The following is a 13,837-nucleotide window of genomic DNA, read 5'->3' as shown; positions in this document are numbered from 1 at the left end:
AACAAAAATAAATGGCAACAATGAATAAATCTATATTCTATATTTTACTACTGACGGCGCTTCCGCTCTGCTTTACAGGGTGCAGGAAGGAAGTACGTCCCACCAGCATGACGATAAAAGATTCCGTCAGACACTATTACCCAATCAAGCAAGGTCAGCAACTCGATATCATGTTTACCATCACCAACACGGGAGACGCTCCGTTAATCATTTCAGAAATGCAACCTTCCTGTGGCTGCACCATTCTGGATAAAAGTTCGCATATCATCATTCCCGAAGATGGTATCAGGCAATTCAAGGCAACCTACAACAGCATCAAGAATGTAGGCGAGGTAGTTCACCGCATCCGGATTTTCGGCAATATGCTCCCAAATGGAAAAGCAGAACTGAAATTTGATGTTAACGTGGTCCCCGATGCAGATTATACGCGTGATTATGAAGAGCTCTATCAGGATTTCAACACTAAAAACGGTATTGTCAGGGAGATGGTGGACGGAAAAGAATCCGAACTGGGATACTATGTAGGAGAACCCTAAAGAATGAGACGCACTACCTTTTATTTTGGGTAAGCTATTCCAGATAGGGTATGAATGGCAAGGGAATTCAGATATTGATAAGTGACAGGTAATAGAAAATGACTATAACCTATCACTTATAACCTTTTTAAGGATGTATCTCTTTGAATGCAGCATTCTCTTCTTTCACATTCTGGATGGTTTGTTTTAACTCCCCAATCGGCAAGTCATACCCATACCAGCCTGTATAGCAGTCCACCACATACCATTTCCCGTCAGCCTGCAATTCGAACTCGACGCGCAAATCCACTTCAGACTCTTCATAGCCTGCTTCAAAGATTTTGTGTTTCGGTTCATTCAGCGTAAACTTGGAGACATAGATTCCTCCTTCTTCTTGGGTGATACGTTCTTCCTTCATGGTTTCGCTATCCAGCAACGGCCATTTTTCCTTGGTGAAAGGGAATGTTTTCTCAGTTTCACCATCATCTGCCAATAAAGTAATCGGAGTCTTTAATGGGAACTTGATACGAGTATACTGGAAGGCCGCACTGGAAGTAAATTTATCCAAAAACGATTTGAAATCTTCACCATCTTGCGTAGTCAGTTCATTATCGGCTTTTACCTTGGAACTATTACCGCAGGAGATAAACGAAACACCTGCGAGCAACATCATAGCCAGCAAGCAGCATACAAACTTTTTAGCTCTCATAACACGATATAAATTAACAGTTTAATTGACGCCGCAAAGATAATGACAAGTTTGGTATCTTGGTTATTTTAAGAACTAAATATTTTTCTATACGCAATCGATTTTCCGAATCTATGTATGCCTCAAATATTCATAACCGAAGCGACAGTACAGACACTTGCGTTTATCACAGTACTCTTTTTGCAACTGTATCAACGCCTGACTATCCGCCGCACTGATAACCGGAAGCCCGGCATCGCTCCACGAACGGATAATATGATTACTCTCCGCCTTCAATTCTTCCAGAAAGCGTCCGGCACGTTCACACATTCGTTCATCTGCCTTATGCAGACCATAAGTATAAAGAAAAGGAACCACTGTATTAATGATAACCAAATCTTTGGAACGCTCTCCCATCGCCTTCTCCTTTTGTGAAGAAAGTCGTCCGAATAAATAATGATTTTCCCAATAAGGAGACGTACGGGCATCCAGCAAAATTCTCACATCCGCCAGCGTTTCGGCTTCCAACAAACGTGAAAACAACTTATCTCCTTTCTGATAGAGATAAGCCAACTGTGCCAGGCGAATATGCGGAAAGTTTTCCGGACGAAGCCGTAGAAAACGCCATAACGTAGCGTCCATCCCCTGCCCGATTTCAAACTTCCGCTGCAAATAACGGAACTCCTTGCAAAGACGGAGACTATACTCATCTTCCTGTTCCTTTTTCAAAAACGTCTCTTCCAACAATCCCGCCAAACCATAGAAAAAAGCCTCTATCTGAAACAAATCATTCCGGTGCTTGTCCATCGCACGAAACGGCAATAATCCCGCCCATGTTTCAAAAGCATCCCCATTCAAGCCAAAACCGAAATTACGGGCAAGGGTGATAAAGAAAGCATCTTCCCAGTTACTGTTACAATGTTTGAGACGCTGTGTGATTAATTGTGCTTTCTGCTCCAAACGTTCCGTTTGCAAAGCGGTCAGCCAGGAATGAATGGTAAGTTTGGGAAGAGAAGCAAGGATGGGATAACAAGCCGGATAATGATCGGCCACACAAAGTTCGTGGTAATGCAATTGCACATTTTCCGGACAGGTAAGTAACAGTTGCGGGATCTGTTCACCGTTGGAACGGGTTATTTCCGTATCTACCTCGCCCACTACATGGAGAATGACAGAATCGTATGCTTTGTCAGAATGATGTCCGTGGCGGAACCAGTCGGAAGAATATGTATGTATTTCTATGTTTCCCACCCATAAGGCGCTATCAATCTTTAATTTCGCGTTGAAAAAGTCGGGACCGGCATTGGGGTTTTGCAGACCGGGGTCAATCACTTCTACCGGTAAGCCGTTGGTGGTTTGCAGTACTTTCAGAGGAAATAATTTGTGTTTCCACACGTAGTGGAGAAGGTGTTCCATGTTAACAAGACGTTAATGTGCGCTGCAAATGTAATAAAAATCTTATCTTTGCGACTATTATTTTGAATATAAGTCAGAAAACAATGAAAATAGCACTGATCGGTTACGGAAAGATGGGCAAAGAGATAGAAAAGGTTGCCCGTAGTCGCGGACATGAAATCGTCTGCATCATTGACATCAATAATCAGGATGACTTCGAATCGGAAGCATTCAAATCGGCCGATGTAGCCATTGAGTTTACCAATCCGATGGTAGCTTACAGCAATTATATGAAAGCGTTCAAAGCCGGTGTGAAACTGGTATCGGGCAGTACCGGATGGATGGCCGAGCATGGCGAAGAAATCAAGAAGCTCTGCACGGAAGGGGGCAAAACACTCTTCTGGTCGTCCAACTTCAGCCTGGGAGTCAGCATCTTCTCCGCTCTCAACAAGTATCTGGCTAAAATCATGAACCAGTTTCCTGCTTATGATGTCACCATGAGCGAGACACATCATATTCACAAGCTGGATGCCCCCAGCGGAACAGCCATTACACTGGCGGAAGGTATTCTGGAAAAGATAGACCGTAAGGGCAAATGGGTGAAAGGAACTTTCCTTGCGCCGGACGGAAGCATTAGCGGAACCAACGATTGTGCGCCTAACGAACTTCCTATCAGTTCCATCCGTGAGGGTGAAGTTTTCGGACTTCATACCATCCGTTATGAGTCCGATGTAGACACCATTTCTATCACCCACGATGCCAAGAGCCGAGGTGGATTTGTATTGGGAGCTGTATTGGCAGCCGAATATACCGCCACACACGAAGGTTTTCTGGGCATGAGTGATTTATTCCCATTTTTGAACGATTAAGATATCAAAAGCTAGTTCTAAACAAATATAACATTATGAGACAAGCCACGCGCGCACAATGGATCAAATGTGCCATTGCCATTCTACTTTACCTCATCTTCCTTATCTGGGTACGGAGTTGGTGGGGATTGATTGTTGTTCCTTTCATTTTCGATATTTATATCACAAAGAAAATTCCCTGGTCTTTTTGGAAGAAGTCGAAGAATCCGGCTGTCCGCAATGTCATGAGCTGGGTAGACGCCATCGTGTTTGCGTTGGTTGCTGTCTACTTCGTCAATATCTACATCTTCCAGAATTATCAGATTCCTTCCTCTTCACTGGAGAAATCATTGCTGGTAGGCGACTTCCTGTATGTGAGCAAGATGAGTTACGGTCCCCGCGTACCGAACACTCCTCTTTCCATGCCGTTGGCGCAGCATACATTGCCTATCCTCAATACTAAATCATATATCGAGTGGCCACAGTGGAAGTACAAACGGGTGCCGGGCTTCGGCAAAGTGAAGCTGAATGACATTGTTGTCTTCAACTTCCCCGCAGGAGATACGGTAGCAGTGAATTACCAACAGACAACGGACTTCTATACGCTGGCTTACGGCGAAGGACAACGCATCTATTCCAAACAGATTGGAATGGATAGTCTGACACGTGCCCAGCAACGTGCTATCTATGATTTGTACTATGCTGCGGGACGTAAACAGATAATGAACAACCCGCGCACTTATGGTGAAGTCCTCTGGCGCCCGGTAGACCGTCGCGAGAATTATGTGAAGCGTTGTGTCGGCCTGCCTGGTGATACCCTTCAGATTGTAGACGGACAGGTGATGATTGACGGCAAAGCAATCGAGAACCCCGAAAACCTGCAATTCAACTATTTCGTACAGACCACCGGCCCGTACATTCCCGAAGATATGCTGCGCGAATTAGGCATCAGCAAGGATGACACCATGCTGATAGAAGACTCCGGTTGGGAAAGCGGATTGCTGGAAATGGGACTGGACAGCCGGAATGCACAAGGTAGACTGAATCCGGTATATCATTTTCCATTAACCAAGAAGATGTATGAAACTCTTTTGGGCAATAAAAAGCTAATCAGCAAAATAGTAATGGAACCCGAAGATTATGCCGGACAAATGTATCCGCTCAATCTTTATACCAAATGGAACCGCAACAATTACGGTCCGATCTGGATTCCTGCCAAAGGAGCTACCATTACCCTCACAGATGACAACCTGCCTATCTATGAGCGTTGCATCGTAGCCTACGAAGGCAACAAACTGGAAGTGAAACCGGACGGTATCTACATCAACGGTGAAAAGACCAACGAGTATACCTTCAAAATGGATTATTACTGGATGATGGGTGACAACCGTCACAACTCCGCCGACTCCCGTTATTGGGGTTTTGTACCCGAAGATCATGTAGTGGGCAAACCGATTGTCGTATGGCTATCGCTTGACAAAGACCGTGGATGGTTCGACGGCAAGATTCGCTGGAACCGCCTCTTCAAGTGGGTAGACTGATAAGTGTACGGATAGAATAGAGTGATAAGGTGATAAAAATTGATGAACATTCGTAAATTCAAATGGATACTAGCATTTGCCGGAGCAGTAGTCGTAGTGCTTCTGCTCCGGGGATTTGCTTTCACGTCCTGCCTTATCCCTTCCACCGGCATGGAAAATTCTATTTTTCAGGGTGAACGTATCCTGGTCAATAAATGGAGTTACGGGCTGCGGGTTCCTTTCATGTCGCTCTTTTCTTATCATCGCTGGTGCGAGAATCCTGTACGCCGGCAAGACATCGTAGTGTTCAATAATCCTGCCGGAATCCGGCAACCTGTCATCGACCGTCGGGAAATCTATATCAGCCGTTGTCTCGGAGTTCCGGGAGATACGCTATTGGTTGATTCCCTTTTCTCTGTTATTTCTCCGGAGGCACGATTCAACCCGGATAAGAAAAGACTTTATTCGTATCCCGCTTCAAAAGAAAATCTGATTACCTCACTCATGCATACTCTTTCCATTACCAACGACGGATTGATGGGAAGTAATGACAGTACTCATGTGCGTAGTTTCAGCCGTTACGAATATTATCTATTGGAACAGGCCATGAATGGAAAAGAGTGTTTCGTTCATCCCTTGTCTGAAAAGGAAGACGCCGAACCGAATCCGTTGATTGTCCCCGGGAAAGGGAAATTCATCCGGGTCTATCCCTGGAACATAACCTTGCTGCGGAATACCCTCGTGATGCACGAAGGCAAACAGGCAGAAATAAAGAACGACACCCTCTATGTGGACGGAAAGCCTACACAACACTGTTATTTCACCAAAGATTACTATTGGATGGGGTCTAACAATACCGTCAACTTCTCCGATTCACGTCTCTTCGGATTTGTTCCGCAAGACCATATCATCGGAAAAGCCTCCATCATTTGGTTCTCTAAAGAAAAAGAAACAGGCTTGTTTGACGGATACCGATGGAACCGTTTCTTCAGAACGGTGAAATAATCTTCCGGATCATAAAAGAAACAACTCCTTCATAATATCCTTAATAATAAAGCCTCCCAAACGAATTAAAATGAAAGAAATGAACATAGCTTATTTATCTTCAGCCTATCTCGCCCCCATCGAATATTATGCCAAACTACTGGCTTATGACAAGGTGTTTATAGAACAATACGACCATTATATAAAACAAACCTACCGCAACCGATGCACCATTGCCGGCCCATCGGGTGAATTAGCTCTTTCCATCCCAACCGTAAAGCCCGATACATTGAAGTGCCCTATGAAGGATATTCGCATCTCCGACCACGGCAATTGGAGACATCTGCATTGGAACGCCATCGAATCGGCCTACAACAATACTCCTTTCTTTGAATACTACAAGGACGACTTCCGCCCTTTCTATGAAAAGAAATACGAGTTTTTAATCGATTTCAACGAAGAACTCTGCCGGATGGTCTGTGAATTGATCGATATTCACCCCACCATTGAACGTACTTCCGAATATAAGATGCAGTTTGCTCCCGGAGAATCCGATTTTCGAGAAGTCATTCACCCCAAAAAGGATTTCAGGGAAGTGGATACAGAGTTTGTTCCGCAACCTTACTATCAGGTTTTCGAGTCCAAACTGGGTTTCCTGCCTAATTTGAGTATCATAGACCTCTTATTCAATATGGGACCGGAAAGTCTGTTGGTACTGGGTAAGCAATGACCTCATTTTTCTATCGGAATGAAAATATACAATAGTGTGAACCATATAATTACATTATTTATACTCGTACAGCTTTACATGTAAAATACTGAATTCTCCGACAGGAATACGTGCATGTCTTCCCTGATGGTCCTGATCGCCATTCAGGCGTCGGATATATTTCAGTGAACCATCTTTGTTCACGCTGACCTCATCCACAGAGCCGATGCCGGCTCTCATACCACCTTGCCAGCTGTTTTCCGACTTCTGCACTTTTCCACCTATGCTGACAAAACCGTCTTCACCCAATGTCGGTGAACTTTTCACTTTATTTTCTCCCTTTTTCTTAAATTCAAGTACCAAGCCACTGCCGGCAACTATATATTCATTGGGGGCCAAACGTAACAAAACGCCTCCTCCTTCGGACCATACACTGCCATCCCGGGCACGTGGGTCCCATGGTAAAGTAAAATAATGGCGGCAGGTAATCTCCAAATCATCGAACGAAAGCACCCGTTCTTTATTCTCACCATCAAACAGAAGCCCTTTCATCACTCCCATCCCCTGATATTTCGTTAACAAGGGCATCAGTTCCTTCAATTTAATATAACTCTGTACCAAAGGTGCATCTGCTCTATCCGAACCGCTTTCAATAGAGAAAGGGCAAAAACCAATCGCATCATGTTCGCCAAACACATAGAAAGCACGTACTCCGTCATTATCTTCCAACCGGATTTCCGGTATAAAGAGAGGATTATTGTGCAGTTTGTATTTCGCCACCCAATCAACAAAGCCTTTATCATATAAGTCCGGAGCCAGGAAATCAATGTTGGGTGCTGCATAATGCCATACATCTATCAAATGAGCCAATGGTCCTGCCGACGGATATTCTCCCGGTTTCCGCCCCCGACTGTTCATTGCCGCATTGACGTATAAGGGAACAGGATGGATAGAGCGTGCCAACTTTGCCATCCGTTCTACATACTGCGCATACGACCAAGCCATAAAGATTTCATCCGTATATACGTCTGCACCAAACACTTCCTGCCAAGTTCCTTTCTTCTTGAATCCCTGACTCTCCCACTTTGCCAGCATTTCGGGATGCAGATGTTTCTTATTCTTCTGCAAATAGTCGATGAAAAGGGGTGGCACAGGCGCATTGAACTGTTTATCCGCTTCTTTGGAATAGTCGCGGGCATCTTCCAACATTCCGATCTCGTTCTCTATCTGAATCATGATTACTGTTCCCTCTTCTTTATCCACCAATGCAATATGTTTCATCCATTCGGAGAAAGCACGGCTATCTGCCTGAAATACATTCTCCGAGAAAGAGCTGGCTATTTCCAAAGGCTTCCCGGCTTTCGTATAAGCACGGGGATATTTCTTATAATCTTCTTTAAACCAGATTGGAGCATAGCAACTCATTGAGTTTTTCCATGCGCCAAACCAAAGGAAAACTACTTTCAAATCATTCGCACGGGCCTGTTGAATTACTTTATCAGTCAGGGTAAAATCGAACTTTCCTTCCATCGGTTCCGTCAAATCCCAATAGGCAGGCACCAATACCGTATTGAGTCCCATGCGTTGCAATTTTGGGAAGATACGTTCAATATCTTCAATAGAAGATGCAGAAGAATTACCCAGTTCACCGCCAATTACCAAGAACGGTTTCCCATCTACGACCAGTTGCGTAGCACTTCCCTGCTTCTGTAGAAAAGGAAGTTTCTGCTGTGCCTGAAGAGGCAGAATATAAAGGAATAGAATCCAAAAGAATGTGTTTCTCATGACCGTTGGTTTTTATCATATTATCCGGAAGCAAAGTTACGACAATATAAAAAAGGAACACAAGAGATTGAGTTCCTTTTTTATTGGGCAGGTTACAGATGCTTTGTGTTACGTTACATCTGCTGTCTTTATCTATGCATTATCTCCGCTATCTTACACAAATCAAAAATATTTTGTATTCGTTAGATACTTAATAATGAAAAGAAAATCAGTATAAATCAGATGTTTATGGTGAAAGAGGTACATAAAATAATAAAGAATCATCCTTCACCTCCTTCACAAAATAAAACAATACGGCATCGCGGAGACGCTTACAGGATAAAAAGCAGAAGGATAAATGAGAAGATAGCAACGTGGAGATGCTTATATCGTATAGATTAAGGGTCTATACACCCAATTTGTTGGGTATATAGATCCAGTGTATTGGTCATATAGATCTAGCACGTTGGATATATATATCCTGCGTCTTGGATATATATGCCCAACAACTCAAGTATTAATAGCCTAGATACAAAGCATTAATAGCTTATAACTCAAGTGTTAATACTTGACGGAGCGTTTGCTATGAGCATATTTATTTTAGCTTATAGCATATTCGTTTTTCCTTATAGCATATTGACTTTAGCTTATAGCATATAAAAAGAACGGTGAAGAGTGTGAAGGATGATTCTTTATTATTTTATGTACCTCTTTCACCATAAATATCTGGTCTATAACTATTCAACTAACGGTGAAACTGGTGAAACTCTGTTTAAAGCTATTAGAGAATTACATAAATTCCATATTAATTAATGCACGCAATTATATTACTGAATCTCAAAGAAATAGATTATTTTCCAATCACAGATTAAAAGAGCTTCAAAGAAAAAAGGAGAATGTTACCCTGATCTTTATAAGATAGTAACATTCTCCTAACAATCAATCTCTAACCAAACATCTACCTATTTCAACTCAAATGGTACAATACCTTTAATATCTCTGGATGAACTGCCGATGATTGCCTCAAATTTGCCCGGTTCGGCCACCCATTCGTGTTTGGCATCATCGAAGAAGCTCAATGCTTTCTTATCAATCGTCAACGTTACTGCTTTCTCTTCTCCCGGAGCCAGTTTCACCTTCCGGAAACCTTTCAACTCTTTTACCGGACGAGGGAGCGAGGATTTCTTATCACTGATATAAAGCTGAACAACTTCCTGACCTTCACGAGTGCCTGTATTCTTCACATTGACTGTGAAAGAAATGGTATCATCTGCTGTCATTGTTTTCTTGTCGGCCGAGGGTTTTCCATAGGCGAAAGTTGTGTAACTCAATCCGTGTCCGAACGGGAACAACGGTTTGATTTTCTCTTTATCCGCCCAGCGATAACCTACGAAAATATCTTCCCGATAGATTTCATTAATGGTGTCTCCTCTATGTTTAGACTGTGCCAGTTCTTCTTTATTACCCGGATATTCGCCCAGTTTATGAGCACCTACATCTTCCAGTTTTGCAGGGAAGGTGAAAGGAAGTTTTCCTGAAGGATTAGCGTCTCCCACCAATACGGAAGCAAGAGCTGTTCCGGATTCCGAACCCAGAAACCAACCCTGAACAATAGCAGGCACTTCATTTACCCAAGGCATAGCCACTGCATTGCCGGAGATATTGACCACAATCAGGTTTTTATTCACCTTTGCCAGTTCGCTTATCACTCTATCCTGTGCGTATGGCAAACCTAAAGAAGCACGGTCCGAATCTTCACAATCCTGATGATTGCTCTTGTTCAAGCCACCGAAGAAAACTACATAATCGGCATCTTTAGCCACCTGCAAAGCCTCTGCAAGGAGTTCATCTTCCGAACGGTCGTCTTTCAAGTCCTGACCGGTTTTCACACCGTTATACTCTCCTGTCGGATCACCTACATACCCACGGGCATATACCACTTCCGCTTTTGAGCCCACACGGTTTTTCAGTCCATCCAATGGCGAAATCTCATATTTCACCTTCAAAGAAGAGCTACCGCCACCCACAGTCATCATCTTTATCGCATTTTCGCCAATAACTGCGATTTTCTTCGTTTTATTCAAATCGATTGGCAATACGTTACCGTTGTTCTGCAACAGTACAATGCCTTCCTCTCCAATCTGACGTCCGGCTTGCCCGTGCTCGGGAGAGCCTAAAGAGCCGAACGGTTTGTGCGGATCCATTGAAGTACGGAATATCAGACGAAGGACATTACTAACCTTTTCGTCCAGTTCCTTTGTTCCTACTTTACCCTCTTTTATCAGTTTCAGGTAAGGGAAAGCAAGGTAATAATTATCATACGCATTTCTCGTTCCGGCAGACAGTCCGTTCGTCCAGGAACCAAACTCAAGGTCCATGCCGTTGTGAATAGCCTGTTCGGTATGGTGCACACCACCCCAGTCAGACACTACAACACCATCAAAGCCCCATTCATCACGAAGAATGTCTTTGAGCAGACGCTTGTTATGGCAGGCGTGCTCTCCCTGATAGAGATTATAAGCACCCATAATCGACCATGTTCCACCTTCCTGGACAGCCGCTTTAAAAGCAGGCAGGTATATTTCATAAAGAGCACGATCACTCAATTGTACATTGGTGGTATGGCGGTTGAACTCCTGATTGTTCAATGCATAATGCTTCACACAGGCAGCTACCCCGTTCTCTTGTACACCTTTGATGTAAGGAACCACCATAGTGGCGGACAGATACGGGTCTTCTCCCATATACTCGAAGTTACGTCCGTTCAAGGGAGTACGGTAGATATTCACACCGGGACCCAACAGAATGTCTTTTTTGCGATAACGCGCCTCTTCACCGATACTTTTCCCGTAAAGATGAGACATTTCGGGATTCCATGTAGCAGCAAGGCACGTCAGTGCCGGATAGGCAATACAAGAATCGTTTGTCCATCCCGCCTGATCCCATTCATCCCACAACACTTCCGGACGGATACCGTGAGGACCGTCGGTAGCCCATACTTCGGGGATTCCGAGGCGGGGAACGCCTGCCGAACTAAATTTAGACTGTGCATGAATCATCTTCACCTTTTCTTCAAGGGTCATCCGGTTCAATGCATCTTTCACTCGCTCTTCGATAGGCTTACCAGTATCCAGATACACCGGCTTCTGCGCAAAGGCAGGCAACGCAGTTATCACAGACAAGCCAAGTAACATTGCTTTGAGTTTCATGTTTATTGATGATATAAGAAATGAGTTAATACTTTATTTATATAGACTCCCAAACAGGGGATATTTCCTAGTTGCGGACGGGTTTATTAATGTTTTTTACATTATTCCGCCCAAAGATGAATCCTGAAAGGGTACAATTCATCATACCCTTTCAGGATAGGTTCAATAAAAATCCGGCATCAGTCTTCAGATCAATTTATTTTCTCAACCTTCAGATCAGCATTTGTATTACCATTCGTTACATCAATGGTAAATCGATAGACAGCTCCTTCTTCAAATGCTTTATTACCCTGCATTTCCAAGTTTCCGGAATCTGTAAGTTTAAGCTGTTCCACTAAAGTATTGCTTGCATAATTTTTGAATTCATCTCCCCAATCATTCTGATAGAAGAACTTAAAACTAATCGCCTCCCAGTCACCGCTAGTCTTCAGTGTTTCCCCAGCTTTCAAGGTTAGCTGATACTTTTTAGGAGCAACTTGCGCCAGACAGAGCGCTTTACCTGGCTCCCAACCTACTTCGGAAGACGCAACAGAAGGCTTACCGATTCCTTTCCCGATAGCCCAGATTGCACCCGTTCCGTCATCTTGCAATTTGGCCGGTTTACCATCTTTCAAAGCCATTACAGAAAAATACTTCAAAACAGCATTAGCTGTCACCCGATAATCTCCGTTAATCGGCAGGAACTTCAATGCACCATCACTTTGTTTCTCAAAGAAGTCAGGGTCGATCCACCATTCATTCAAATTATCAATGCCTGTGACTGTTATCATTTGTCCTTGTGTAAATGCCTGATCTGACTTATATATATCAGTATCTGTCACCTCCATCTTATCATTACCAAAGAATATATCCGGTGCAGGTAAATCTACCTTCCCTACTTTCTCCACTGTCAACACAGCCTTGGTATTACCTTTCGTCACATCAACTGTAAACCTGTAAATACCTCCTCTTTCGAACTTCTGACCTTCTTCCAGTCCCAAGTTTCCGTCCGATGAGATTTTAACCAATTCACTCGTTGTAGAAATAGCATCACCCTTAAACTCGCCGTTGTCCCATTTATTGATATGGAAGAATTTAAAGTTAATATCATCCACTTTCATAGTAACGCCAGCTATAAATGTCAGTTGATACTTCTTCGCAGTAAGCTGTGGCATACACAGACCGTTTTCCGGAGTCCACCCTACTTCAGAAAGTGCCACCGACGGTTTACCGATTCCTGTTCCAATAGCCCAGATAGCACCTGTTCCATCATCCTGCAACTTGGCAGCCTCACCATTCTTCAAAGCAATGACAGAGAAATACTTCATTTTACCATTGGCTGTTATTTGGTAACTTCCGTCAATCGGCAGGAATTTCAATGTTCCATCTTCCTGCTTTTCAAAATAATCCTGGTCTATCCACCAATTATCATAATCAGGCACCCCTTCAAACGCTAGAATGTCATTCTTCTTCAAAGTCAACTTGATTGCATAGATATCATTCTCTACCAACTCCATGTCTTCACCGTTCACCTTTAACTTGGCAAATGGTTCTGCCTCGTAAGTCAACGTATTAAACTTGATAGCATAATTTCCCGGTTCCGTATTAGAAAATGAGATAGCATTAGTAGAACCGGATTCAATCGTTCCATTCTCCCATCCGAAAGTCAATTCATTCCCATTCTCTCCCACTTTCGGAGTCTTGATATACGCTTTCATCTTTTGCGAGAAGTCTCCTGTCACACTATACTTGTACATGGATTGACGTTCCATCCGGTACTCTTTTCCTTCCTCATCCACTAATGTCAGGTAGGGGAAGTCCGGTCGTGCCAGAGCAAGTTCCTTCGTCATTTCCGTTGTAGTAAAATGAATGTTCTGAAGAATATATTTCAAAGTTGCCTTTCCATTAGGAATATTAGCATAATAAGGAACAAAAATTTTACCAGTATAGTCATTTCCGCTTGTCTTTGTACGGATGACCGTTTCAGACACTTGTTCTTCTCCATAAAAAAGCTGTGCTTTCAACGTAGAAAGAGGCACATCCACATCCGAAGCTTTAATCGTAAACGGAAGACTGTCACCAAAAAGAGCATCTGCATTCTCTGCTTTGATTTCCATACTCGGATTACCGGGCAAGAATTCGTCATCATTACAGGAATTCATGGATAACATTCCTGCCAAAACTAATATAATATAACTGTTTTTTTTCATTGTCTTGATCGTTTTA

10 protein-coding genes are annotated in these 13,837 nt (G+C 43.3%); 5 read left to right on the top strand and 5 right to left on the bottom strand.

What is annotated here, in order from left to right:
- Positions 1–20: 20 nt before the first annotated feature.
- The gene (locus GD631_RS05400; protein WP_143256699.1) at positions 21–536 is read left to right on the top strand and encodes a DUF1573 domain-containing protein; all 516 of its coding nucleotides are present in this window, start codon (positions 21–23) and stop codon (positions 534–536) included.
- A gap of 127 nt (positions 537–663) precedes the next feature.
- On the opposite strand, the gene GD631_RS05395 is transcribed toward GD631_RS05400, so the two are convergent.
- Positions 664–1,224, bottom strand: a complete 561-nt coding sequence (locus GD631_RS05395) for a DUF4348 domain-containing protein (RefSeq protein ID WP_185911583.1) — start codon at positions 1,222–1,224, stop codon at positions 664–666.
- Between the two features lie 111 nt (positions 1,225–1,335).
- Positions 1,336–2,619: a DUF2851 family protein gene (locus GD631_RS05390; protein ID WP_143256698.1), complete on the bottom strand. Its 1,284-nt coding sequence runs from the start codon at positions 2,617–2,619 to the stop codon at positions 1,336–1,338.
- An 83-nt stretch (positions 2,620–2,702) separates the two neighbouring features.
- Here GD631_RS05390 and dapB point away from each other — a divergent pair, with 83 nt between their 5' ends.
- From dapB to GD631_RS05370, 4 genes are all read left to right on the top strand, one after another.
- Positions 2,703–3,467 carry a 4-hydroxy-tetrahydrodipicolinate reductase gene (gene dapB, locus GD631_RS05385; RefSeq protein ID WP_143256697.1) on the top strand — a complete coding sequence of 255 codons (765 nt, stop codon included), beginning with the start codon at positions 2,703–2,705 and terminating at the stop codon, positions 3,465–3,467.
- Between the two features lie 35 nt (positions 3,468–3,502).
- Complete coding sequence (gene lepB / locus GD631_RS05380) at positions 3,503–4,987, top strand: signal peptidase I (RefSeq protein ID WP_143256696.1); 1,485 nt, start codon at positions 3,503–3,505, stop codon at positions 4,985–4,987.
- Between the two features lie 42 nt (positions 4,988–5,029).
- A complete protein-coding gene (gene lepB / locus GD631_RS05375; RefSeq protein ID WP_143256695.1) occupies positions 5,030–5,971 on the top strand; it encodes a signal peptidase I in 942 nt (313 codons plus the stop codon).
- A 70-nt stretch (positions 5,972–6,041) separates the two neighbouring features.
- The gene (locus tag GD631_RS05370; RefSeq protein WP_143256694.1) at positions 6,042–6,680 is read left to right on the top strand and encodes a WbqC family protein; all 639 of its coding nucleotides are present in this window, start codon (positions 6,042–6,044) and stop codon (positions 6,678–6,680) included.
- A gap of 54 nt (positions 6,681–6,734) precedes the next feature.
- On the opposite strand, the gene GD631_RS05365 is transcribed toward GD631_RS05370, so the two are convergent.
- The 3 genes from GD631_RS05365 to GD631_RS05355 form a co-directional block, all read right to left on the bottom strand.
- Positions 6,735–8,444 (bottom strand): GH35 family beta-galactosidase, encoded by a 1,710-nt coding sequence (locus GD631_RS05365; RefSeq protein WP_143256693.1) that lies wholly within the window; start codon positions 8,442–8,444, stop codon positions 6,735–6,737.
- Between the two features lie 941 nt (positions 8,445–9,385).
- Positions 9,386–11,632: a glycoside hydrolase family 3 C-terminal domain-containing protein gene (locus tag GD631_RS05360; protein ID WP_185911582.1), complete on the bottom strand. Its 2,247-nt coding sequence runs from the start codon at positions 11,630–11,632 to the stop codon at positions 9,386–9,388.
- A 191-nt stretch (positions 11,633–11,823) separates the two neighbouring features.
- The gene (locus GD631_RS05355; RefSeq protein ID WP_143256691.1) at positions 11,824–13,821 is read right to left on the bottom strand and encodes a DUF5125 domain-containing protein; all 1,998 of its coding nucleotides are present in this window, start codon (positions 13,819–13,821) and stop codon (positions 11,824–11,826) included.
- Between the last annotated feature and the right edge of the window lie 16 nt (positions 13,822–13,837).

It is taken from the genome of Bacteroides luhongzhouii (assembly GCF_009193295.2).
GTDB lineage: Bacteria > Bacteroidota > Bacteroidia > Bacteroidales > Bacteroidaceae > Bacteroides > Bacteroides luhongzhouii.
Note: the sequence above shows the minus strand (reverse complement) of the source record. Positions and strands in the feature narration are given on the sequence as shown.

Excerpts from the sequence above, each read along its gene's own strand:
- GD631_RS05400 (WP_143256699.1), top strand. The coding sequence starts at position 21 with ATGAATAAATCTATATTCTATATTTTACTACTGACGGCGCTTCCGCTC.
- GD631_RS05395 (WP_185911583.1), bottom strand. The coding sequence starts at position 1,224 with ATGAGAGCTAAAAAGTTTGTATGCTGCTTGCTGGCTATGATGTTGCTC.
- GD631_RS05390 (WP_143256698.1), bottom strand. The coding sequence starts at position 2,619 with ATGGAACACCTTCTCCACTACGTGTGGAAACACAAATTATTTCCTCTG.
- dapB (WP_143256697.1), top strand. The coding sequence starts at position 2,703 with ATGAAAATAGCACTGATCGGTTACGGAAAGATGGGCAAAGAGATAGAA.
- lepB (WP_143256696.1), top strand. The coding sequence starts at position 3,503 with ATGAGACAAGCCACGCGCGCACAATGGATCAAATGTGCCATTGCCATT.
- lepB (WP_143256695.1), top strand. The coding sequence starts at position 5,030 with ATGAACATTCGTAAATTCAAATGGATACTAGCATTTGCCGGAGCAGTA.
- GD631_RS05370 (WP_143256694.1), top strand. The coding sequence starts at position 6,042 with ATGAAAGAAATGAACATAGCTTATTTATCTTCAGCCTATCTCGCCCCC.
- GD631_RS05365 (WP_143256693.1), bottom strand. The coding sequence starts at position 8,444 with ATGAGAAACACATTCTTTTGGATTCTATTCCTTTATATTCTGCCTCTT.
- GD631_RS05360 (WP_185911582.1), bottom strand. The coding sequence starts at position 11,632 with ATGAAACTCAAAGCAATGTTACTTGGCTTGTCTGTGATAACTGCGTTG.
- GD631_RS05355 (WP_143256691.1), bottom strand. The coding sequence starts at position 13,821 with ATGAAAAAAAACAGTTATATTATATTAGTTTTGGCAGGAATGTTATCC.